The organism is Neisseria lisongii, from assembly GCF_028463985.1.
Lineage (GTDB): Bacteria > Pseudomonadota > Gammaproteobacteria > Burkholderiales > Neisseriaceae > Neisseria > Neisseria lisongii.
Genome location: NZ_CP116766.1, coordinates 1941352 through 1962810, shown reverse-complemented (window position 1 = coordinate 1962810; position 21459 = coordinate 1941352). Strand labels below are relative to the sequence as shown.

The 21459-nt window shown below is 52.2% G+C and carries 24 protein-coding genes; 6 read left to right on the top strand and 18 right to left on the bottom strand.

The genetic code is table 11. The features are described from left to right. Nucleotides 1–60: 60 nt before the first annotated feature. From PJU73_RS09155 to PJU73_RS09140, 4 genes are all read right to left on the bottom strand, one after another. A complete protein-coding gene (locus tag PJU73_RS09155; RefSeq protein ID WP_237090401.1) occupies nucleotides 61–756 on the bottom strand; it encodes an LrgB family protein in 696 nt (231 codons plus the stop codon). Continuing rightward, the gene (locus tag PJU73_RS09150; RefSeq protein WP_237090483.1) at nucleotides 756–1100 is read right to left on the bottom strand and encodes a CidA/LrgA family protein; all 345 of its coding nucleotides are present in this window, start codon (nucleotides 1098–1100) and stop codon (nucleotides 756–758) included. Before PJU73_RS09150 ends, PJU73_RS09155 begins: the two co-directional genes overlap by 1 nt. Before the next feature lie 343 nt (nucleotides 1101–1443). After that, nucleotides 1444–1662 carry a hypothetical protein gene (locus PJU73_RS09145; protein WP_237090402.1) on the bottom strand — a complete coding sequence of 73 codons (219 nt, stop codon included), beginning with the start codon at nucleotides 1660–1662 and terminating at the stop codon, nucleotides 1444–1446. 27 nt (nucleotides 1663–1689) lie between these two features. Further along, the gene (locus tag PJU73_RS09140; protein ID WP_237090403.1) at nucleotides 1690–2304 is read right to left on the bottom strand and encodes a C40 family peptidase; all 615 of its coding nucleotides are present in this window, start codon (nucleotides 2302–2304) and stop codon (nucleotides 1690–1692) included. A gap of 596 nt (nucleotides 2305–2900) precedes the next feature. On the opposite strand from PJU73_RS09140, the gene hslO reads away from it, so the two are divergent. Then, the gene (hslO, locus tag PJU73_RS09135) at nucleotides 2901–3806 is read left to right on the top strand and encodes an Hsp33 family molecular chaperone HslO (protein WP_237090404.1); all 906 of its coding nucleotides are present in this window, start codon (nucleotides 2901–2903) and stop codon (nucleotides 3804–3806) included. A gap of 157 nt (nucleotides 3807–3963) precedes the next feature. On the opposite strand, the gene mscL is transcribed toward hslO, so the two are convergent. Beyond that, complete coding sequence (gene mscL / locus PJU73_RS09130) at nucleotides 3964–4413, bottom strand: large conductance mechanosensitive channel protein MscL (protein WP_237090405.1); 450 nt, start codon at nucleotides 4411–4413, stop codon at nucleotides 3964–3966. Between the two features lie 335 nt (nucleotides 4414–4748). Then, nucleotides 4749–5534 (bottom strand): enoyl-ACP reductase FabI, encoded by a 786-nt coding sequence (gene fabI / locus PJU73_RS09125; RefSeq protein ID WP_237090406.1) that lies wholly within the window; start codon nucleotides 5532–5534, stop codon nucleotides 4749–4751. Nucleotides 5535–5829: 295 nt separating this feature from the next. On the opposite strand from fabI, the gene ppk1 reads away from it, so the two are divergent. Further along, the gene (gene ppk1, locus PJU73_RS09120; protein ID WP_237090407.1) at nucleotides 5830–7887 is read left to right on the top strand and encodes a polyphosphate kinase 1; all 2058 of its coding nucleotides are present in this window, start codon (nucleotides 5830–5832) and stop codon (nucleotides 7885–7887) included. Nucleotides 7888–8157: 270 nt separating this feature from the next. Here the strand turns inward: ppk1 and PJU73_RS09115 are convergent, their stop codons facing one another. The 10 genes from PJU73_RS09115 to PJU73_RS09070 all read right to left on the bottom strand — a co-directional run bounded on the left by PJU73_RS09115 (nucleotide 8158) and on the right by PJU73_RS09070 (nucleotide 16503). Further along, nucleotides 8158–8583, bottom strand: coding sequence for a F0F1 ATP synthase subunit epsilon (locus tag PJU73_RS09115; RefSeq protein WP_237090408.1), 426 nt, complete (start codon nucleotides 8581–8583; stop codon nucleotides 8158–8160). A 10-nt stretch (nucleotides 8584–8593) separates the two neighbouring features. Next, nucleotides 8594–9991, bottom strand: coding sequence for a F0F1 ATP synthase subunit beta (gene atpD / locus PJU73_RS09110; protein WP_237090409.1), 1398 nt, complete (start codon nucleotides 9989–9991; stop codon nucleotides 8594–8596). A 36-nt stretch (nucleotides 9992–10027) separates the two neighbouring features. Continuing rightward, on the bottom strand, nucleotides 10028–10903 hold the full coding sequence (atpG, locus tag PJU73_RS09105) for a F0F1 ATP synthase subunit gamma (protein WP_237090410.1): 876 nt from the start codon (nucleotides 10901–10903) through the stop codon (nucleotides 10028–10030). Between the two features lie 24 nt (nucleotides 10904–10927). After that, a complete protein-coding gene (gene atpA, locus PJU73_RS09100; protein ID WP_165090835.1) occupies nucleotides 10928–12475 on the bottom strand; it encodes a F0F1 ATP synthase subunit alpha in 1548 nt (515 codons plus the stop codon). Between the two features lie 10 nt (nucleotides 12476–12485). Continuing rightward, nucleotides 12486–13019 carry a F0F1 ATP synthase subunit delta gene (locus PJU73_RS09095; protein WP_237090411.1) on the bottom strand — a complete coding sequence of 178 codons (534 nt, stop codon included), beginning with the start codon at nucleotides 13017–13019 and terminating at the stop codon, nucleotides 12486–12488. Nucleotides 13020–13024: 5 nt separating this feature from the next. Then, nucleotides 13025–13495, bottom strand: a complete 471-nt coding sequence (locus PJU73_RS09090; RefSeq protein ID WP_165090830.1) for a F0F1 ATP synthase subunit B — start codon at nucleotides 13493–13495, stop codon at nucleotides 13025–13027. Nucleotides 13496–13569: 74 nt separating this feature from the next. Then, nucleotides 13570–13809 carry a F0F1 ATP synthase subunit C gene (atpE, locus tag PJU73_RS09085; protein ID WP_165010978.1) on the bottom strand — a complete coding sequence of 80 codons (240 nt, stop codon included), beginning with the start codon at nucleotides 13807–13809 and terminating at the stop codon, nucleotides 13570–13572. Nucleotides 13810–13875: 66 nt separating this feature from the next. Beyond that, a complete protein-coding gene (atpB, locus tag PJU73_RS09080) occupies nucleotides 13876–14742 on the bottom strand; it encodes a F0F1 ATP synthase subunit A (protein ID WP_237090412.1) in 867 nt (288 codons plus the stop codon). Further along, nucleotides 14732–15085: an ATP synthase subunit I gene (locus PJU73_RS09075; protein ID WP_237090413.1), complete on the bottom strand. Its 354-nt coding sequence runs from the start codon at nucleotides 15083–15085 to the stop codon at nucleotides 14732–14734. Before PJU73_RS09075 ends, atpB begins: the two co-directional genes overlap by 11 nt. Nucleotides 15086–15642: 557 nt before the next feature. Next, nucleotides 15643–16503: a ParB/RepB/Spo0J family partition protein gene (locus tag PJU73_RS09070; protein WP_237090414.1), complete on the bottom strand. Its 861-nt coding sequence runs from the start codon at nucleotides 16501–16503 to the stop codon at nucleotides 15643–15645. A 142-nt stretch (nucleotides 16504–16645) separates the two neighbouring features. Between PJU73_RS09070 and PJU73_RS09065 the strand changes: the two genes are divergently transcribed. From PJU73_RS09065 to PJU73_RS09050, 4 genes are all read left to right on the top strand, one after another. Further along, nucleotides 16646–17224, top strand: a complete 579-nt coding sequence (locus PJU73_RS09065) for a UbiX family flavin prenyltransferase (RefSeq protein WP_237090415.1) — start codon at nucleotides 16646–16648, stop codon at nucleotides 17222–17224. A gap of 80 nt (nucleotides 17225–17304) precedes the next feature. Continuing rightward, the gene (locus PJU73_RS09060; RefSeq protein ID WP_272903525.1) at nucleotides 17305–17625 is read left to right on the top strand and encodes a GIY-YIG nuclease family protein; all 321 of its coding nucleotides are present in this window, start codon (nucleotides 17305–17307) and stop codon (nucleotides 17623–17625) included. 316 nt (nucleotides 17626–17941) lie between these two features. Further along, the gene (gene ubiG, locus PJU73_RS09055; RefSeq protein ID WP_237090416.1) at nucleotides 17942–18658 is read left to right on the top strand and encodes a bifunctional 2-polyprenyl-6-hydroxyphenol methylase/3-demethylubiquinol 3-O-methyltransferase UbiG; all 717 of its coding nucleotides are present in this window, start codon (nucleotides 17942–17944) and stop codon (nucleotides 18656–18658) included. Between the two features lie 148 nt (nucleotides 18659–18806). Then, nucleotides 18807–19316: a cytochrome b gene (locus PJU73_RS09050; protein WP_237090417.1), complete on the top strand. Its 510-nt coding sequence runs from the start codon at nucleotides 18807–18809 to the stop codon at nucleotides 19314–19316. A gap of 568 nt (nucleotides 19317–19884) precedes the next feature. On the opposite strand, the gene PJU73_RS09045 is transcribed toward PJU73_RS09050, so the two are convergent. Next, nucleotides 19885–20541 (bottom strand): hypothetical protein, encoded by a 657-nt coding sequence (locus tag PJU73_RS09045; RefSeq protein WP_237090418.1) that lies wholly within the window; start codon nucleotides 20539–20541, stop codon nucleotides 19885–19887. A gap of 171 nt (nucleotides 20542–20712) precedes the next feature. After that, the gene (locus PJU73_RS09040) at nucleotides 20713–21450 is read right to left on the bottom strand and encodes a TIGR01621 family pseudouridine synthase (RefSeq protein ID WP_272607242.1); all 738 of its coding nucleotides are present in this window, start codon (nucleotides 21448–21450) and stop codon (nucleotides 20713–20715) included. Nucleotides 21451–21459 lie beyond the last annotated feature (9 nt).

Sequence of the window (21459 nt, the reverse complement as noted above, 5' to 3'; positions counted from 1 at the left end):
TATAATAAAATTTCAACACGCCACGGCACAAGGCCGTCTGAAAATAAGTTTTCGTGCAGGCTAAACATTCAGCCACGGAATCACCAGCGGCACCAGACACGCCGTCAATACGCCGTTGAGCGTCAGCCCCAAACCGGCATAAGCGGCCATGCGGCGGCTGCGTTCCAAAGATACGGCAATGCCCATTGCATGGGAAGCCGTTCCCAGCGACATACCCAGCGACGAGGGCGAAAACACCGTTCCCGCTTTGAGCATTTTATAGCCGCCGAGCTGTCCGACCAAACCGGCGATAATCACCGTTGCCGCCGTAATCGCCGGAATGCCGCCGATGGAGCGGGTGATTTCGATGGCAATCGGATTGGTTACCGATTTCGATGCCAGCGACAGCGCCACTTGGCTCTCTGCGCCCAGCCATTTGGCGAAATACACGCCGGTTACAATGCCGGTGAGGCTGCCCGCAAGCTGCGATGCCAGAATCGGCAACCATTGATTGAGAATGCGGCGACGGTTTTGATACAGCGGCACTGCCAGCACCACCACCGCCGGTTTGAGCCAAAAGTCGATAAACTGCGCCGCCTGATGATACACATCATACGAAATGGAAAACGATTTGAGATAGACAATCAGAACCACGGTGCTGAACAGCACCGGATTGCACCAGATATAGCCGGTACGGATGCGGACAATGGTCGCCAGCGCATACACTGCCAGCGTCAGAAACAGCAGCCAGCTGGGGAGGTGCAGTAAATCCGCCATCACATCAGCCTCCTCGCCCACTGGTGGACTTTGCCCGTTACCAGCAGCACGCAGACCGTGCTTGCCGCCGTTGCCGCCAGAATCGAAAACCAGTCTCGGGCGATGATGTCCAGATAACTGATCACCGCCACGCACGGCGGCACGAGAAACAGCGTCAGATTCGCCATCAGCGCATCGGTCAGCGGCTGCACCCAAGCCTCTTTCACCCAGCCGGCCTGCAGGGCGGCAAACAATACGCCCATGCCGATAATGCTGCCCGGCAACTTCCAGCCCGCCAGCGCAACCGCCGCTTCGCCGACTGCCAAGCAGCCCAATACGATCAATAAGGCCCGAATCACGCCCATCATGCCCTGTTTTCTCCTTGAATATTATTGATTTGAGGCCGTCTGAAAATACGGTTTGTAATGTGTCGAAACCCGCTTCACCCGTTTTCAGACGGCTTATTATCGGTCTGTAAATATATTCATCATCATAATAACGCAGCACAGGCCGTCTGAAAAGCAGCAAAGTCGGCTTTTCAGACGGCCTCTCTTATTTTGTTTGCACGGCAAACTGTCGGATAATATAGTGAAATAACCCCAAAGCAATACAAGGCGGCAAGCCGAAGCCAACGCTGTAGTGCTTTGAGGTTATTTCACTATAAAAAACGGTGTCCGCTTAGGAACACCGTTTTATCGTTTATCGCCACTACGCTTTGCGGTAAGGATTTTCCAAACCCGCCATCAGTTCCTGCAGATACGCCCGCAGCTGCGCCTCGCCGCAGCCCATCAGCAGCGCATCTTCAAACGCATCTTGCGCCGTCTGATAAAGCTCAGTCATGTTTTCCGTCATCACTTTCACTTTTTCGGTACACGATACAATCTGACCGTCGTCGCCGTACCATTTCGGCATTTCGGGCATACTCACGCCAATTCTCCCATCGTTTAAACCGCATTAATTGACAAACCGTGCCGCATCGTGTTTTTTGACACGGCGGCCGAACGCATATTTAGCGCCCCAATATTTGTGGCTGAGGCTGGTAATTTCAATATTTTTACCCGTACGCGGGGCATGGATAAAGCGGTCGTTGCCGATATACAGCCCGACGTGCGAAATCCGCCCCCGCCCCATGGTGCGGAAAAACACCATATCGCCCGGCTGCAGCTCACTGCGATCAACATGCGTCCCCATGGTCGCCTGTTCCGCTGCGGTGCGGGGCAGGTTGAGACCGGCGGCATTGCGGAAGATATACTGCATAAAGCCGCTGCAGTCAAAACCGGTGCGCACCGATGTGCCGCCGTAGCGGTAAGCGACACCGAGCAGACCCATTGCCGAACCAATCAGCTGATCCGCACCGCCCCGAGCGTTGGCATTCGCACTCGCATTGGCAGCCGTACGGGCATGATTGTCGGCAGCCGGCGCAGCGGCTTGGTTGAACTGATTGAGAATCTGTTGCCGGTTTTGGCGGTTGTTCAACAGATTTTCCAAATCATCGGCACCCGCCGTTCGGAATCCCGAAAGCATGGCCGCCGCCAGCAACAGCGCCGGCAGGAAGTTGAAACGCTTCATAAATGATAGTCTTTCATTTTGGCTTTGCAGAACGCTGCTCTGCGTATGTTCAGACTGTCAGAATGTCCGCAAAAACAAAAAACGGCAGGCTGCAAGCCTGCACCCAGCGGATTAAACACAAAATAAACACAAAACAAAAGCGGCAGCCCGCCGTATATTTTGTGTTTAATGCACTGGTTTTCCGAAATATTCTGAAGCCGATGTTATGTTGTATCGTTCTTTAGCCGCTTGATTGTATTAAAAAAACGGCGGATTGGCAAAAAAGCGGATGTTATTTTGCGTTAAATAGAAGTTAAAATAATGTTTTAAAACAGCTTTTGTTTATTCAGCACATCAGACCGTCTGAAAATACAGCAACCAAACACCGGACAACGGCAACATCTGTTCGCCCCATCTCATTTTCAGACGGCCTCAACACCCACCCGCCCTGCTTGATTTATCGGCAAACGCAACCATATAGTGAATTAAATTTTAAAGTAGGACAAGGCGGCGAGCCGCAGACAGTATAGATATACGGCAAGGAGAGCCAACGCCGTCATACTTTAAAAGTGAATTCACGATAGCGCCCAACACAAACTTTTACGGAAAACCCCATTATGACCCCAACCGCCATCCACCATGACGACTGTCGCACCCGCTTTATTTTCGACGACATGCCGGTGCGCGGCCTGCACGTCCGACTGGAAAACGTGTGGCAGCACATCGTCAATCAGAAAAACTATCCGGCCGCCATCCGCCGTGCCTTGGGCGAACTGCTCGCCGCCGGTTCGCTGCTCTCGGGCAACCTGAAAACCGAAGGCACACTGATCCTGCAAGTTCAAGGGCAAGGCCGTCTGAAAATGCTGGTCGTGGAAGCCACATCGGCACACACCGTGCGTGCCACCGCCCGCTGGGACGAAACCGCCGCCATCGGCGACAACGACAGCCTCAACGAATTGCTCGGCGACAACGGCGTATTTGTACTGACGCTGCAACCCAAAGAAGGCGACCCGTGGCAGGGTGTCGTGCCGCTGGAAGGCGGCAGCATTGCCCAAATGCTGACCCATTATATGAAACGCTCCGAACAGCTCGACACCCACGTTGTCTTAGCAGCCGACGATGCCGCCTGCGGCGGACTGCTGGTGCAGCGCCTACCCGAAGAAATCTTGAACGACGACGCTTGGGCGCACGTCAGCACACTGGCGCAAACCGTTACCGCCGAAGAACTGACCACGCTGGATGCGCAACACGTCCTCTACCGCCTGTTCCACGAAACCCCGCCCCGTGTCTTCCCCGCAGAAAACCTCGAATTTGCCTGCACCTGCTCGCGGGGCAAAGTCAGCGACATGCTGCTGATGCTCGGCGGCGAAGAAGTCGGCGGCGTGGTCGCCGAACAGGGCAGCATTGCCGTGGACTGCGATTTCTGTCACGAAAAATACGTTTTTGACGAAACCGATGTCAATGCCCTCTTCGGTGCCGACATTGTCGATGCCGTACGGCAGGAAGCCAAAAGGGTTCAATAAGCCCAAACACAATGCCGTCTGAAAACCAGCAAAGCAGATTGCTGCTTGCTGAACCCAATTTTCAGACGGCATAACAATACCGTTTTCCCCAACCATCCGAAACAAAAAACGCTGCACCAAGATGCAGCGTTTTTTCTGTTACTTCCAACCGTCAGGCTTATTTTTTGCTCAAAGAATCACGGATTTCGCGCAGCAGCAACACTTCTTCGCTCGGCTCGGCTGCGGCTTCTTCGGCGGCATCGGCCACTTCCTGTTTTTTCTTCATGCTGTTGAGCAGTTTTACCACGCAGAAAATGGCGGCGGCAATAATCAGGAAGCTGATGACGGTGTTGATAAACAGGCCGATGTTCAGGGTTACGGCACCGGCTTGTTGGGCTGCGGCCAATGTGGCGTAGCCGCCTTCGGGTACGGTTGCGCCGTCTTTCAGGGTGATAAACAGGTTGGAAAAGTCCACCCCGCCGATCAAAATACCGATAGGCGGCATAATCACGTCGTCCACCAATGATTTGACGATGCCGCTGAATGCGGTGCCGACCACCATACCGACTGCTAAGTCGATTACGTTGCCGCGCATGATAAATTCTTTAAATTCTGAAGCAATAGACATTTGAAACTCCCGATGGAATATTTGTCCGAACCTTCGTTGCGGACATTGTTCTGAAAAAAATAAATGTTGATCAAAAATATGCCGACTGCTTATGGTCGGCAAACAAAACGGCGCATATTACTGGTGATCGCCGTTAATGCGTGTTTTCTTGGGTTAAGTTTTGTATAGCGGATTCCCTTCAAAAGACTGCGGCGTTGGCCCGCCTTGTCTTTTTTTGCATTGAATCCACTATATTTTACGCCGATTATGGTTTAAACAACAGGTTTGTTTAGAGAAATGACGTACCGAAGCCGTCTGAAAATCGGGTTTTCAGACGGCCTGTTTCAACGAAAAACTTATTCGCCGTCGTTTAACGCATTGATGCTGTAACCGCCGTCCACATACGTGATTTCGCCGGTAATGCCGGACGATAAATCAGACAACAGGAAGGCGGCGGCATTGCCTACTTCTTCGATGGTTACGTTGCGGCGCAGCGGATTTTGGGCGGCAACGTGGTTGAGCAGTTTGCTGAAGTCGGCGATACCGGCGGCGGCCAGTGTTTTAATCGGGCCGGCGGAAATGCCGTTGCAGCGGATGCCTTCTTTGCCGACTGCGGAAGCGGTAAAGCGTACCGCCGCTTCGAGGCTGGCTTTGGCCAAGCCCATGACGTTGTAGTTCGGCACGGCTCGCACGGCACCCAGATAGCTCAGGGCGACAACGGCGGATTGGCGGCCGCTCATCATCGGACGGGCAGCCTTAACCAGCGCCGGCAGGCTGTATGCGGAAATATCGTGGGCGGTGTTGAAGGCTTCGCGGCTGATGCTGTCTAAAAAGTCGCCGCTGAGGGCTTCTTTCGGTGCAAAGGCGATGGCGTGTACCAAGCCGTCCAAGCCGTCCCAATGTTTGCCCAAATCGGCAAAGACTTGGTTGATTTCTTCGTCGCTGGCAACGTCGCAGCGGAACACCAATTCCGAGCCGAGTTCGGCAGCCATTTTGCGTACCCGCTCTTCCAGTTTGTCCACCACATAGGTGAACGCCAGTTCTGCGCCCTGATCACGGCAGGCTTTGGCAATGCCGTAAGCAATCGAGCGTTCGGAAATCATGCCTGTAATGAGAATTTTTTTACCTTGCAAAAAGCCCATTTTTTATCCTTAATTTTGGTCGGGTTGAAATTTTTATTCTCCCAAGCGGCCGTACCATGCGGCCGTTTCACGGAAAATAAAGGTTTTCAACGATGATGCAGACCCGCAGCGAGGTGCGGATTTGCAGGTTTGCGTTGTGATGAATCCCGTAATTATAGCAAAGTGTCTGTTTACAGGCGATTAAATTTCATGCGCCGCCGCAACCGGCGGCAGAGACCCACTTTCAGACGGCTTTTTTATGCGATATACTCAAACGCACGCCGTTTTCCGACATTCAACCTGCTTTGGGGGAACCATGCCCGACCACAACCGGATTCTTTGCCGAGAATTAAGCCTGCTCGAATTCAACCGCCGTGTTTTGGCGCAAGCCCAAGACCCGAACGTGCCGCTGTTGGAACGATTGCGGTTTTTGTGCATTGTGTCGTCTAATTTGGACGAGTTTTTCGAAGTGCGCATGGCTTCGCTCAAGCGTGCCGAAAAAATCAGCCCCAACCAACTGCTGGAAAACGGGCAGACGCCGTCTGAAACCATTGCCGCCGTTGCCGACAAAGCGCACCGGCTGATTGCCGAACAATATGCCCTGTTCAACGAAGTATTGCAGCCGGCGCTGGCCGCCGAGGGCATTCATTTCTACCGCCGCCATAATTGGACGGCGGCGCAGCAGGCATGGATTAACGATTATTTCGACAACGAGCTGATGCCGATTCTCACCCCCATCGGTCTCGACCCCTCGCACCCCTTCCCCCGCCTGTTGAACAAATCGCTGAATTTCGCCGTCGAACTCGAAGGCACCGACGCTTTCGGCCGCCCGTCGGGCATGGCGATTGTGCAGGCACCGAGAATTTTGCCCCGTGTGGTCAAAATGCCGTCTGAAATCTGCAACGGCGAAGACGGCTTCGTATTTTTGTCGTCCATACTCCACGCCCACGTCCACAAACTGTTTTTGGGCATGACCGTCAAAGGTTGCCACCAGTTCCGCCTGACTCGGGACAGCGATTTAATTGTGGACGAAGACGATTTGGAAAACCTGCGTACCGCCATTCAGAGCGAATTGCACGACCGGGAATACGGCGACGGCGTACGCTTGGAAGTCGCCGACACCTGTCCGCCGCATATCCACCATTTCCTGTTGGAACAGTTCAAACTCCAACCTTTCGAGTTATACCAAATGCAAGGGCCGGTGAACTTGGTGCGTCTGAACGCCATTCCCGATTTGGTTGACCGCCCCGATTTGAAATTTGCCCCGATGAGCGCAGGCCGCCTAAAAAAGCTCGGTAAACACGGCTCGGTACTCGACCTTGCCAAACAAGGCCCGATTCTGCTGCACCACCCTTACCAATCGTTTGACCCCGTGGTGCAAATGATCCGCCAAGCCGCCGCCGACCCCGATGTTTTGGCAATTAAAATGACCATCTACCGCACCGGCAGCCGCTCCGAACTGGTGCGCGCCCTGCTCAAAGCAGCGCTGGCGGGCAAACAGGTTACCGTGGTTGTCGAACTGATGGCACGCTTTGACGAAGCCACCAACGTCAACTGGGCGCAACAACTCGAAAACGCCGGCGCCCACGTCGTATATGGCGTATTCGGCTACAAAGTCCACGCCAAAATGGCACTGATTATCCGCAGAGAAAAAGGCCGTCTGAAACGCTATGCCCACCTCGGCACCGGCAACTACCACCAAAGCACCGCCCGCATTTACACCGATTTCGGCCTGATTACCGCCGACGAGCAAATCACCGCCGACGTGAATACCCTGTTTATGGAAATCACCGGTTTGGGCAAACCCGGCAACCTCAACAAACTCTACCAAAGCCCGTTTACCCTGCGCCCGATGCTGCTCGACCACATCAACCAAGAAGCCGAACACGCCAAAGCCGGCCGCCCCGCCAAAATCACGGCAAAAATGAACGCCCTCATCGAACCGAGCATTATCGAAGCCCTATACACCGCCTCACAGGCAGGCGTAGAAATCGACCTCATCGTCCGAGGCATGTGTACCCTGCGCCCCGGTGTCAAAGGCTTGTCCGACAACATCCGGGTCCGATCCATCATCGGCCGCCAGCTCGAACACGCCCGCATTTACTGTTTCCACAACAACGGCAAAGACACCACCTTCATCTCCAGCGCCGACTGGATGGGCCGCAACCTGTACCGCCGCATCGAAACCGCCACCCCGATTGACGACCCCGAACTCAAAGCCCGGGTTATTCGGGAAGGTCTGCACATGGCACTCGCCGACAACACCCAAGCCTGGCAAATGCAGCCCGACGGCAGCTATATCCGCCGCCAACCCGAAGCAGACGAAGCCCCATACAGCGTCCAAAACACATTGTGGCAGGAATACGGAGGTTAAAAACCGCAAGGCCGTCTGAAAATCGGTTTTAAGGCGCAGGGTGCTTACCTTGGTAAATACACATTCCATACCATAACCTGCGTAAGATACTGCTCATTGCCTATCAGACCATAAACGTGCGTGCTGCAACGCACGCCACACTGAGAAGTAAATTCACGATACCCAATGCCGTCTGAAAATCGGTTTCGATAACGCAAAACACTATTTTCAGACGGCCTGACCATAAAAAAGCACGGGAAAACCCGTGCTTTTTGGTATAAACATTGCTGTTTATTTGTTTTTTTGCGAACGAAGATAATCCAAAGTTTTGAGTTGGGCAATCGCCGCCGCCAAAGCTGCGTGGGCTTTCTCAAGCGACTGTTTGTCTTTTGCTTGGGAAAGGTTGGCTTCGGCTGCTTTTTTGGCTTCTTCTGCACGTGCCTGATCCATTTCTTCACTGCGCACGGCAACGTCGGCCAAAACGGTGATTTTAGTCGGCTGAACTTCCAGCACGCCGCCGGAAACGGCTACTAAAACCTCTTCGGCTTCTCCCGGTACGGTCAAACGCAATGCACCGGGACGCACCAAACTCATAATCGGCTCGTGTCGCGGATAAATACCGATTTCGCCACTTACTGTCGGCACAACGACAAAACTCGCTTCGCCTGAGTAAATGTTTTGCTCGCTACTTACCACTTCCACTTGCATAATGCTCATGCCGACCTCCTTAGTTTAAGGTTTTCGCTTTCTCAACAGCCTCTTCGATACCGCCGACCATGTAGAATGCTTGTTCCGGCAGATGATCGTATTCGCCGTTCAAGATGGCTTTAAAGCCGGCGATGGTGTCGCGCAGGGAAACGTATTTGCCCGGTGAGCCGGTAAATACTTCGGCAACGTGGAACGGTTGCGACAGGAAGCGTTGGATTTTACGGGCGCGCATTACGACCAGTTTGTCTTCGTCAGACAATTCGTCCATACCCAGAATGGCGATAATATCACGCAATTCTTTGTATTTTTGCAGGGTGGACTGTACGCCGCGGGCAACGTCGTAGTGTTCCTGACCCAATACCATCGGATCGAGCTGGCGTGAAGTAGAGTCCAGCGGATCTACTGCGGGATAAATACCCAAAGAGGCAATATCACGGCTCAATACTACGGTTGCGTCCAAGTGGGCGAATGTTGTTGCCGGAGACGGGTCGGTCAAGTCATCCGCAGGTACGTAAACGGCTTGGATGGAAGTAATCGAACCGGTTTGGGTAGAGGTAATACGCTCTTGCAAACGGCCCATTTCTTCAGCCAATGTCGGTTGGTAACCTACTGCTGACGGCATACGGCCCAGCAGTGCGGATACTTCGGTACCGGCCAGTGTGTAGCGGTAGATGTTGTCCACGAAGAACAATACGTCGCGGCCTTTGCCGTTTTCGTCTTTTTCGTCACGGAAGTATTCGGCCATAGTCAAACCGGTCAGAGCAACACGCAGACGGTTGCCCGGAGGTTCGTTCATTTGGCCGTAAACCATGGCTACTTTGTCCAATACGTTGGAATCTTTCATCTCGTGGTAGAAGTCGTTACCTTCACGGGTACGTTCACCCACACCGGCAAATACAGACAGACCGCTGTGTGCTTTGGCGATGTTGTTGATCAATTCCATCATGTTTACAGTTTTGCCTACACCGGCACCGCCGAACAGACCTACTTTACCGCCTTTTGCAAACGGACACAGCAAGTCGATCACTTTAATACCGGTTTCCAACAGCTCGGTTGCAGACGACAATTCGTCAAACTTAGGTGCTGCTTGGTGAATGGCACGGGATTCTGCGGCATCAACCGGACCGGCTTCGTCCACAGGGTTACCCAATACGTCCATAATGCGACCCAGTGTCGCTTTGCCTACCGGCACGGTAATCGGAGCGCCGGTATTGCTGACCGCCATACCACGCTTCAGGCCGTCTGAACTACCCATTGCAATGGTACGAACCACGCCGTCGCCTAAAAGTTGTTGCACTTCTAAGGTCAGGCCGTTTTCATCCAATTTCAGAGCATCGTAAACGCGTGGGATAGCATCACGTGGAAATTCCACGTCAACTACGGCACCGATTACTTGTACGATTTTGCCTTGGCTCATTATCGTATCCTATTTTCCGTACAGGTTTCAGACGGCCTAAACAGCCGCTGCACCTGCAACAATTTCTGACAATTCTGTGGTAATTGCGGCTTGGCGGGATTTGTTGTACACCAGACGCAATTCTTTAATTGCATTACCTGCATTGTCGGTAGCGGCTTTCATCGCCACCATACGGGCTGCCTGTTCGGAAGCCATATTGTCGCTCAATGCCTGATAAACCACAGATTCTAAATAACGGCGAACCAGATATTCCAATACTGCAACAGGAGACGGTTCATAACGGTATTCCCAGCCAAACGGGGATTTTTCATCCGACTGACTGCTTCCGTTTTGACCGATCGGCAGCAATACTTCCATACGCGGCTCTTGACGCATCGTGTTCACGAAACCCGAATACGCCAGATGAATCACATCTAGTTGATGTTCTGCGTAGCGTTTGAAAACTTCGGTCAGTGCGCCCAGCAGCATTTCCATTTTCGGGGTATCGCCCAAACCGGTTGCACTGGCAATGACATTCAGACCGATGCTTTGGCATGCTGCCAAGCCTTTGCTGCCGAAGCATACGACATCGACCTCGATGCCCTGCTCCTGATACACTTGAACTTGCGCCAAAAATTTCTTCAATACGTTGGCATTCAAACCGCCGCACAAACCTTTATCCGAGGTAATCAGGATAAAACCTGCCCGACGGATTTCACGACCGGGTTCGAGCAATGCGATACCGTGATCGGTTTGGGTTTGTGCCAGCTGATCCATTACCAAACGTACTTTTTCGGCGTACGGACGCGCCAGGCGCATCCGTTCCTGAGTCTTCCGCATTTTAGAGGTAGACACCATCTGCATCGCTTTTGTGATCTTTTGGGTATTCTGAACACTGCGAATCTTGGTGAGAATCTCTTTTCCTACTGCCATTTCAGACTCCTTTCGTTACGAATCTTAAGCCTGATAAGCGTAAGCTGATTTGAAAGACTTCATGGCTTCGGTCAGTGCCTGTTCGTTTTCGTCAGACATTGCACCTGAAGCATTAACGGCTTCCAATACTTGCGGCAGTTGGGTGCGCACATGGCTCAAGAATTCCGCTTCGAAAGCCAATGCTTTCGATACCGGTACATCTGCGTATGAGCCGTTGTTGATTGCCCACAGCGTCAGCGCCATTTCAGCGGTATTCAGTGTGCTGAATTGTTTCTGTTTCATCAATTCGGTTACCACTTCACCGTGTTGCAGCTGTTTGCGGGTCGCTTCGTCCAAATCGGAAGCAAATTGCGAGAACGCAGCCAATTCACGGTATTGTGCCAATGCCAGACGGATACCGCCGCCCAGTTTTTTGATCACTTTGGTTTGCGCTGCACCACCTACACGGGATACGGAAATACCGGCGTTGATTGCAGGGCGGATACCGGAGTTGAACAAGTCGGTTTCCAAGAAAATCTGGCCGTCTGTAATCGAAATAACGTTGGTCGGTACGAACGCAGATACGTCGCCGGCCTGCGTTTCAATAATCGGCAATGCGGTCAACGAACCGGTTTTACCTTTTACTTCGCCGTTGGTCAGTTTTTCCACTTCGGCTTCACTGATGCGTGCCGCACGTTCCAGCAGACGGGAGTGCAGGTAGAATACGTCGCCCGGATATGCTTCACGACCCGGCGGACGGCGCAGCAGCAGGGAAATCTGACGGTATGCTACGGCTTGTTTGGACAAGTCGTCATAAACAATCAGTGCATCTTCGCCGCTGTCACGGAAAAATTCGCCCATAGTACAGCCGGAGTAAGGGGCGATGTATTGCAGCGCAGCTGCTTCTGAAGCAGTTGCCGCTACGACAATCGTGTGTTCCATTGCACCGTGCTCTTCCAATTTGCGCACCACGTTGGCAATGGAAGATGCTTTTTGACCGATGGCAACATAGATACAGATAACGCCGGTACCTTTTTGGTTGACAATCGCATCCAAAGCCACAGCGGTTTTACCGGTTTGACGGTCACCAATAATCAACTCACGCTGACCACGGCCTACGGGAACCATAGAGTCGATGGCTTTCACACCGGTCTGCATCGGTTGGTCAACCGATTTACGGGCAATTACGCCCGGAGCAATTTTTTCGATTGGCGCAGTTTTGGCGGCATTAATCGGGCCTTTACCGTCAATCGGACGACCCAAAGCATCTACCACACGGCCAACCAGCTCACGGCCTACCGGTACTTCCAAAATGCGGCCGGTACAGGTTACTGTATCGCCTTCTTTGATGTGTTCGTATTCACCCAACACCACGGCACCCACGGAGTCACGCTCCAAGTTCATGGCCAAACCGAAAGTGTTGCCTGGGAATTCGAGCATCTCACCTTGCATTGCGTCTGACAAGCCGTGAATGCGTACGATACCGTCGGTAACAGAAATAACCGTACCGCGTGTACGTACTTCAGCGTTTACAGACAGATTTTCGATTTTGGCTTTAATCAAATCGCTAATTTCAGCAGGATTAAGCTGCATGAAAACTCTCCTAATTCGTCATAGTCGTGTACAGGGCGTTTAATTTTGCCTGTACCGACAAATCCAAGACTTGGTCACCCACTTCTACCTTGATACCGCCGATCAATTCGGGCGCTACTTCGGTTTCCACTTCCAAATCGCTGTTGAAATACTGTTTCAGCAATGCGGTCAGTTCGGCGGTTTGCGCCTCGGTCAGCTCGTATGCGCTGTAAATGACTGCGGATTTGGTGTTGTTGAGTGCCAAAGCTAAGTCTTGGTACTGTGCGTAAACTTCCGGTAAAACTTGGAGGCGTTTTTGTTCTGCCAGCACGGTTACAAAATTTGTAAGCGCACCATCGGTCAAACCCACCAAATCAACCAGCATTTTTGCTTTCTCGGAAGCAACTACTTCAGGCTGCTCGACCAAAGAAACGACTTTTTGGTCATGCATAACTGATGCCAGCTGTTGTAGTCCGCCCATCCAAGACTCAATCTGGTCTTTTTCCTGTGCCAGTCCGAACAATGCTTTCGCATACGGTCTGGCAATCGTTGCGAACTCTGCCATAAGATTTACAGCTCCTGTTTCAGCGTGCTGAGCAATTGGGCGTGTTTTTGTGCATCCACTTCAACACGCAGAATCGACTCTGCACCTTTAACGGCCAATGCAGCCACCTGTTCGCGCAAGGATTCGCGCGCACGGTTCATTTCCTGCTCGACATCGGCTTTTGCTTGAGCTGAGATACGTGCCGCCTCGACAGAAGCCTGTTCTTTGGCTTCTTCTACGATTTTTGCAGCCCGTTTTTCCGCATTAGCTACCATTTCGGCAACTTGATTGCGCCCTTCGGCCAAGAGTTCTGCAACTTTCTTTTCTGCCTGTTCAAAATCGCTTTTACCGCGTTCGGCCGCAGCCAAACCTTCTGCAATTTTGGAGGCGCGCTCGTCTAATGCTTTGGCAATCGGCGGCCATACAAATTTGATTGTAAACACCACCAAGCCTAAAAAGACGATTAATTGCGCAAATAAGGTTGCATTAATATTCACTTTACTTAACCTTCGTATTAGGGTTAATCAGACAGACGGCAAACCGTCTGTATCGAAACAGTGTCCTGTCCGGATTACGCACCTGCAAACGGATTAACGAAAGCGAACAACAGAGCAATGGCCACGCCGATCAGGAATGCCGCATCGATCAGACCGGCAATCAGGAACAATTTAGTTTGCAGAGGACCGATCAGTTCAGGTTGACGGGCTGAAGATTCCAAGTATTTAGAACCTACCAAGCCGATACCGATCGCTGCACCCAGCGCACCGAAAGCAACGATCAAACCACAAGCGATTGCAATCAAACCACCCATTTTCAAACTCCTTAAAAAATAACAAAGGTTAAAACTACGTTAAAAAACTACTGAGAAAATTTTAAATCAGTGTGCATCATGTGCCTGACCGATATAGACAAACGCCAGCGCCATGAAGATAAATGCCTGCAGGGTAATTACCAGGATATGGAAAATCGCCCACACCAAACCTGCAACCAAATGTACACCGAACAGAATCGGATCCATCAGACCGACACTACCCGACACCGCCCAAGCGCCGCCGAGCAAGGCAATCAGCAGGAATACCAATTCGCCTGCGTACATATTACCAAACAACCGCATACCGTGGGATACGGTTTTTGACAAAAATTCAACGATATTCAGCAGGAAGTTTGCCGGAGCGAGTTTCGGGCCGAAAGGGGCGCTGAACAGCTCGTGAAACCAACCGCCGAAGCCTTTGATTTTGATGTTGTAGTAGATACACACCAGCAATACGCCGATGGCCAGCGCCAGCGTGGTGTTCAAATCAGCAGTCGGCACGACACGCAGCAGCGCATGGTGGTTGCCGGTCAGGTGTTGCCATACCCATGGTAACAAATCGACAGGCAGCATATCCATGGCGTTCATCAGGAAAATCCAAACAAACAGGGTCAAACCCATCGGCGCAACAATTTTGCGCGACTGCTCGTTGTGGATAATGCTTTTGCACATATCGTCAACAAATTCATACAGGATTTCGACTGCGGCCTGAAAGCGTCCGGGAACGCCTGCGGTAGCCTTGCGCGCACCGCTCCACAGTAGGAAACTGCCGATTACGCCCATCAATACGGCAAAGAAAACCGCATCGATATTAACGAACGAGAAATCGGCGATATTTTTCAGGCCTTGGCCCTGAGTTACGTCCTGCAGACTGGTCAAGCTTTGCAAGTGGTGCTTGATGTAGTCGGCAGCGGTTATTGATTCACCTGCCATAGTCTTTAACTCTCAACAATACTAAAAAAACCAAATGGCTGACGCTGAGCAAGCCTGAGAAAAACGCTAGGAATACCAGAGATTCATGCCAAAGGGCGAACACGGCCAGCATGAACAACAGCGACAGCACGACTTTTAAAGCCTCCCCGAAAACGAATACCCTGCCTAACAAAGCGGTATGGTTTTCAAAAAGCTTGAAAAGTAAAACTGCAGCAGATGACGGAATGAAGTAGGAAAAGCCGCCGGCAAGCGCCGACCAAAAGCCGTTTACTCCGGCAAATAATGCACTGATTGCCGACACCGCCGATAAAACTATGATTTGCAAAACTAATATTTTTTTCATTTTATCGGAAGCAATCCAGCCGGAGAATAAGCGGGCATACTATAAATTAAAGCATGCCTACGGTCAAGCCAAACATGAGGCGGGCTGCTGCTTTACTGAAAGCAGAAAGGCATTTTACCATAAACTACATTAAATTACACGGGATTTACGCCGAATGCCTGACTTTTGCGTTTATCTGCCACACTCTATCGGGATCGGGCGTTAAAAACTTTCTGCCACGATATTGCGAAAACATTTTCTTTCCGCTTGTTCGGTATCGGAAATATATAGTAAATTAACCTAAAAAAATATGACACCGCAGCAAGCCACCCTTCCCCTTCCCCTACCCCCGTCCTGCCGACGGGACGGGGAACAGTGTGTGAGTAGCGTAACTTGTTGCTTGCCAGCCCATTCTGACCATCATCAGTTTACCGATGCGTACAGAAAATGTGGTGTTTTGACTATATATAATATAACCGAGGCCGTCTGAAATTCACCTTGTTCATTTTAGCTTCGCAGAAACTCGCTTTGCTCGTTTTCAGACGGCCTCGGTTATTTTTACCGCAGTATCCGACGTGTTACGCCTGATGTTCGATGCCCAACTGTTTGAGCAGGTATTCAAAGGTTTCGGGCGTATCGAAATGGAGGACGATTTTGCCTTTTTTCTGATTGGTGGTTTTAACTTCAGCATTCACACCTAATTTTTCGGTGAGCATATCGTTCAGGTAGCGGATGTCGGCACTGACGGTTTTAGCGGCGGCCGGTTGCTTGGCCTGCTGTGCCAACTGGCTGCGGCGTTCGACTTCCCGCACCGACCAACCGTTTTTCACGGCTTTTTGCGCCAGTTCCAACTGCTCGATTACCGGCAATGTCAGTAAGGCACGGGCGTGTCCCATTTCCAGATGGCGTTGGTACAGCAGCTCCTGCACTGTTTCGGGCAAACTCAGCAGGCGCAGGCTGTTGGAAATGGCGCTGCGGCTTTTGCCAACGGCTTGGGCGATGGTTTCGTGGGTCAGACCGAATTCGTCCGCCAAGCGTTTCAAACCTTGGGCTTCTTCAATCGGATTGAGGTTTTCCCGCTGAAGGTTTTCAATCAGACCCATGGCCAGTGCGGCTTCGTCGTTGATAACTTTGACCACGACGGGGATTTCGCTCAAACCGGCAAGCTGCGACGCACGCCAGCGGCGTTCGCCGGCAATCAGTTCGTATTTCGACAAGCCCCGCTCGCGGACTATCACCGGCTGAATCACGCCTTGTGCTTTGATGGAATCGGCCAATTCCCGCAGGGCTTCGTCGTCAATCTGCACCCGTGCCTGATAGCGGCCCGGCTCGATGTCGGTTACGGCAACGGTGGTCAGCCGGTCGCCGCTGCTGTTGTCCACGTTGTTGGAAATCAATGCGTCAAGTCCCCGCCCCAAACCGCCTTTTGCTTTTGCCATAATCTATCCTTTTCAAACTGCATGATTTATCATCGGGCTATTCTAATGGATAACGGCCGGAATAGACAATTTGTATTATTCAGGGATGGATACTTGCCGTTATAATAAGTGCCTTTTTCAGACGGCCTCAGACAGGATTTTTATGACCCAGCGCATTATTGTCGGCATCAGCGGTGCCAGCGGCTTCCAATACGGCTATCGGGCGTTGCAGCTGCTGCGCCAGCTTGATGTGGAAACGCATTTGGTGGTTTCCAAAGGGGCGGAACAGACCCGCACGCTGGAAACGGCCTATACCCGTGAGGAAGTCTATGCGCTGGCCGACACTGTGTATCCGGTCGGCGATGTCGGTGCCGCCATTTCCAGCGGTTCGTTTAAAACTGCCGGTATGCTGGTTGCCCCCTGCTCCATGCGTTCGCTGGCGGCGGTTGCCCACGGCTACGGCGACAATCTGCTGACCCGTGCTGCCGATGTGGTCTTGAAAGAACGCCGCCGACTGGTGCTGATGGTACGGGAAACGCCGCTGAATCTGGCACATTTAGACAATATGCGGCGGATAACCGAAATGGGCGGCATCATTTTTCCGCCCGTCCCCGCTTTCTACCACCGCCCGCAGACGCTGGACGACATTATCCTGCACAGCGTCGGCCGTGCTTTGGAACTGTTTGACTTGGAAATCCCCAACCTACCCCACTGGCAAGGAAGAACGGCCGAGGCCGTCTGAAAATGAACGAAGTGAATTTCAGCGAAGCTAAAATGAGTGAAACGAATTTCTGCGAAGCTAAAACCGAAGGTTTCGACAAAATGAGCGAAGCAGGTTTCAGTCCACCCGAAACCGCAGAAACGAACCCAATCGCAGCCGGAAACTGGTGCGTCTATCTGATTTTATGCGCCGACCATTCCCTGTATTGCGGCATCAGCAACCGCCCCGCCCGCCGCTTTTCCGACCACGCAGCCGGCAAGGGCGCAAAATATACCCGATTGCGCAAACCCGTATCCATGCGGCTGGTCGCCCGAAATTTAAGCAAAAGCGAAGCCTTGAAACAGGAATGCACCGTCAAACAACTGTCCGCCGAACGCAAACGCAGCCTGTGGGCAACCCTACCCGAATTCGAGGCCGTCTGAAAACGAGCGTAGCGAGTTTCTGCGTAGCTATAGTAAATCAACTGAAAAAATATGACACCACAACGAGCTACCCTTCCCCTAGCCCCTTCCCGCCAACGGGACGGGAAACCGTGTGTAGCGTGCTTGCCTAGCATGCACGTATTCTTTAAATTCCACATCAATGCCGTCTGAAAATGAACGTAGCGAATTTCTGCGAAGCTAAAATAAACAAAGCAAATTTCAGCGCAACGAAAATAAACCGGCAAATTTCAACAAAACCACATCACCCGTTTTCCGATATAATAAGCCTTTCCGTTTTATCCACACAGGACACGCCATGACCGCCGAGACCGACCGCAACGTTGATGACAACGAAATCGCCAAATTCAGCCGGATTGCCGACAAATGGTGGGACAAAAGCGGCGAATTCAAACCGCTGCACGACATCAACCCGCTGCGCTTGGGCTATATCGACCGCTTGGGCAAACTGTCGGGCAAACAGGTTTTGGATGTCGGCTGCGGCGGCGGCATTTTGGCGGAAAGCATGGCACGGCACGGCGCGGCCTGCGTTACCGGCATCGACATGGCGGAAAAATCGCTGCAGGTCGCCCAAGCCCACGCCGCCACCCACAACATCACCAACATCGAATACCGCTGCCTGCCGGTGGAAGAACTCGCCGAACAAGTGCCGCACAGCTTCGATGTCGTTACCTGCATGGAAATGCTGGAACACGTCCCCGACCCCGCCGCCATCGTCCGAGCCTGCGCCAAACTGGTCAAAGCCGACGGTATGGTGTTTTTCTCCACCATCAACCGCAACCCCAAATCCTATCTGCACCTGATTGTCGGTGCAGAACACATTTTAAAATTCGTTCCCAAAGGCACGCACGACTGGCAAAAATTCATCACCCCCGCCGAACTCGCCCGCATGTGCCGCAGCGCCGGTTTGGACATCATCGACAGCAAAGGCATGAGTTACAACCTCTTAAGCCGCCAATATCTGCTGACCGATAGCACCGACACCAACTATATGATTACCTGCCGTCCCGCCTAAACCCGCCATCCAAACGCCGCCGGTTGATTCCGACAACCGGCGGCGCTGTTTTACCTACTTTAAATCTTTCCAAAATCCTTTTACCCGAAAAGTCCTTATAATCCGCCGACTTCACAAATCATTCACAAACCATAAGGACAATTTCCCCATGCAACCCGATACCTCCGCCCGCTACGGCACACTCAGCCGCTGTTTCCACTGGATAATGGCACTCGGCTTTCTGTTTATGCTCGGCACCGCCGCCGCTTGGAATTACGACGAAGCCTATTTCAGCCTGATGAAATACCACAAATCCGTCGGTTTCATATTACTGATTTTGGCCGCCCTGCGCCTGTTGTGGGCCGTTGCCAACCACAGCCGCCGCCCGTCCGGCACACTGATGGCCAAACTCGGCCACGCCGCCCTGTATCTGCTGATGCTCGCCGTTCCCGCAGCCGCCATGATCCGTCAAGCCGGTTCGGACAAACACGATTTGCAGGTATTCGGCATTCATATCATGAGCAAAGCACCCGAAAAAATCGAATGGATGGTCGAATTGGGCAACCAATGGCACGGCAAACTGGCATGGCTGCTGTTTATCTTGGCGGCCGGCCACATCGTGATGGCGGTTATCCACCAAATCAAAGGCGAAAAAATCATCAACCGCATGGCACGCTGATTTTTATAGTGGATTCACTGAATAATCCATACAATTTAATCCGGCACTTGTAGGGTGCTTGCCAAAGCACGCACCTGTTCTGTGCATTTTATGTCGAAACCGTTTGAAAATCTGATTTTAGCTGCGCAGAAACTCGCTACGCTCATTTTCAGACGGCATTCATGTAGAATTTAAAGAACACGTGCCTGCTTAGGCAAGCACGCTACACACCGTTCCCCGTCCCGCTGGCGGGAAGGGGTTAGGGGAAGGGTGGCTCGCTGTATAGTGAATTCACTTAATAAACCATACGATTTTCAAATACTCCGTCATTCCGACGCAAGTCGGAATCTATTTATCAAATTCAGAAATTGTAAATAAAAAACAGCCACCTAAACCGCTGAAATGGATTCCGACTTGCGTCGGAATGACGGGCGCGTTGGGTTTGGAATGTGCTGGAAATTCGGTTGATTTACTATATTGTCATATTTTTTTCGGTTGATTGACTATAGTCAGAACAACATCAAACAAGCCGTCTGAAAAACGCATTTTCAGACGGCTTGTTTGATTTTCGGGTTGCGGCAAACTGCTTTTATCTGCGGATTTCGCCCTGAATGGCCCGAATATTCGCCTCACGGTCGCTGACGGCCTGCGTCAGGCGGGCGATTTTCTGTTGGTCGCCTTTCTGTTTCGCCACATTCAGTTGCGCCTTTGCCCGCACCAGTGCCGTCTGCTCGTTACGGATTTCATTTTGCAGAATCTGTTTGCGGGTCAGCTGCTGCTTGGGTTTGGCGGCCGGTGCAGCAATGATCGGTGCCGGAATAATTTTGGCTTTGCGGTTCAACTCGTCGGCACGGGCTTTGGCGGATTTCAAATCGGCGGCCGATGTTCCCGCTGCGGGCATATCGCCCTTGCGCAGTTTGATGTTGAGCTTGGGATTGGCGGCTTCCGCCGTATTCGTTACACTACCCTGCTTGATTTTCGGCAAGATTTTAATGTCGCTCACTTCAGGTGCGGCTGCGCCGGGGGCTTCTTTCAAACCGACCTGCTCCGGCACGGCTTTGGCGGCTTCATCGGCTGAAACCTGCGCCGTACCGTCGGTGTGCGACGGGCGGCAACTGCTGTTGAGTTTTTGCGTGGTGAACTGTACCTGCCCGTCCACTTCGCAGATATAGGTCGCCGCATGGGCGGAAACAGAGACAGCGGCGAATAAAACGGCGGCGGCCAAACGGAAAGCGGTTATTTTCATTATATTAAAGATGTTCGGGAAAAGGGGCTATTATAGTGGCACTTCGGCGGCGTTGTCATTTATTGTGAAACTGCCGAAAAGGCCGTCTGAAAATGAGTCCAGCGAATTTCTACGAAGCTAAAATGAGCGAAGCAAATTTCAGCGCCACTAAAATAAACCAAAACCGTTTTTTCAGACGGCCTCGCCCAAGGTTGCGGAAATGTATTCCGTCGGCCATGCGGTATCTAAAGGGGCGGTGATGCGAAAGGTTTCACCCTGATGGGAAAATGCCAATTCCCGAGCGTGCAGAAACATTCGGGCGGCGGGTGTGCCGCCGTAGAGCGTGTCGCCGATAATCGGGCTGCCAAGGCTTTTGAGTGCCACACGCAGCTGGTGGGTTTTGCCGGTGTGCGGCTGCAATACAAACAGACGCAGCTTCGGCGCAAGGCTGAAGCTGTTGAAATATGTTACCGCCTGATTGCCGCCGCTGCGTGCCAGCCGCCATGTGCCGCGGCGGGATTTGACCATGCTGCCTTTGACCCAGCCCTGTTTTTTCAACGGCTTGGCATCGCCCAGCGCCCAATAGGTTTTGCGCATGGTTTTGTCGGCAAACTGTGCCGCCAGCACGCCTGCTGCCTCCCGATTCAGGGCAAACAGCAACACGCCGCTGGTCGGTTTGTCCAAACGGTGCAGCAGCCACACCTGCGGCACGCCGAGCTGCTGCGCCAGCGTTTGCGACAGGTTCACCGCTCCTTCTTCCTGATGAACCGCTACACCGGCTGGTTTGTTGATGGCGACGAAATCCTTGTGCCGCAACAGGATTTCCCACATTCCGCTTATTTTCGTTTCGCTGAAATCCGTTTCACGCATTTTAGCTTCGCTAAAACTTGCTTGACGCATTTTAGCTTCGCAGAAATTCGCTTCGCTCATTTTCAGACG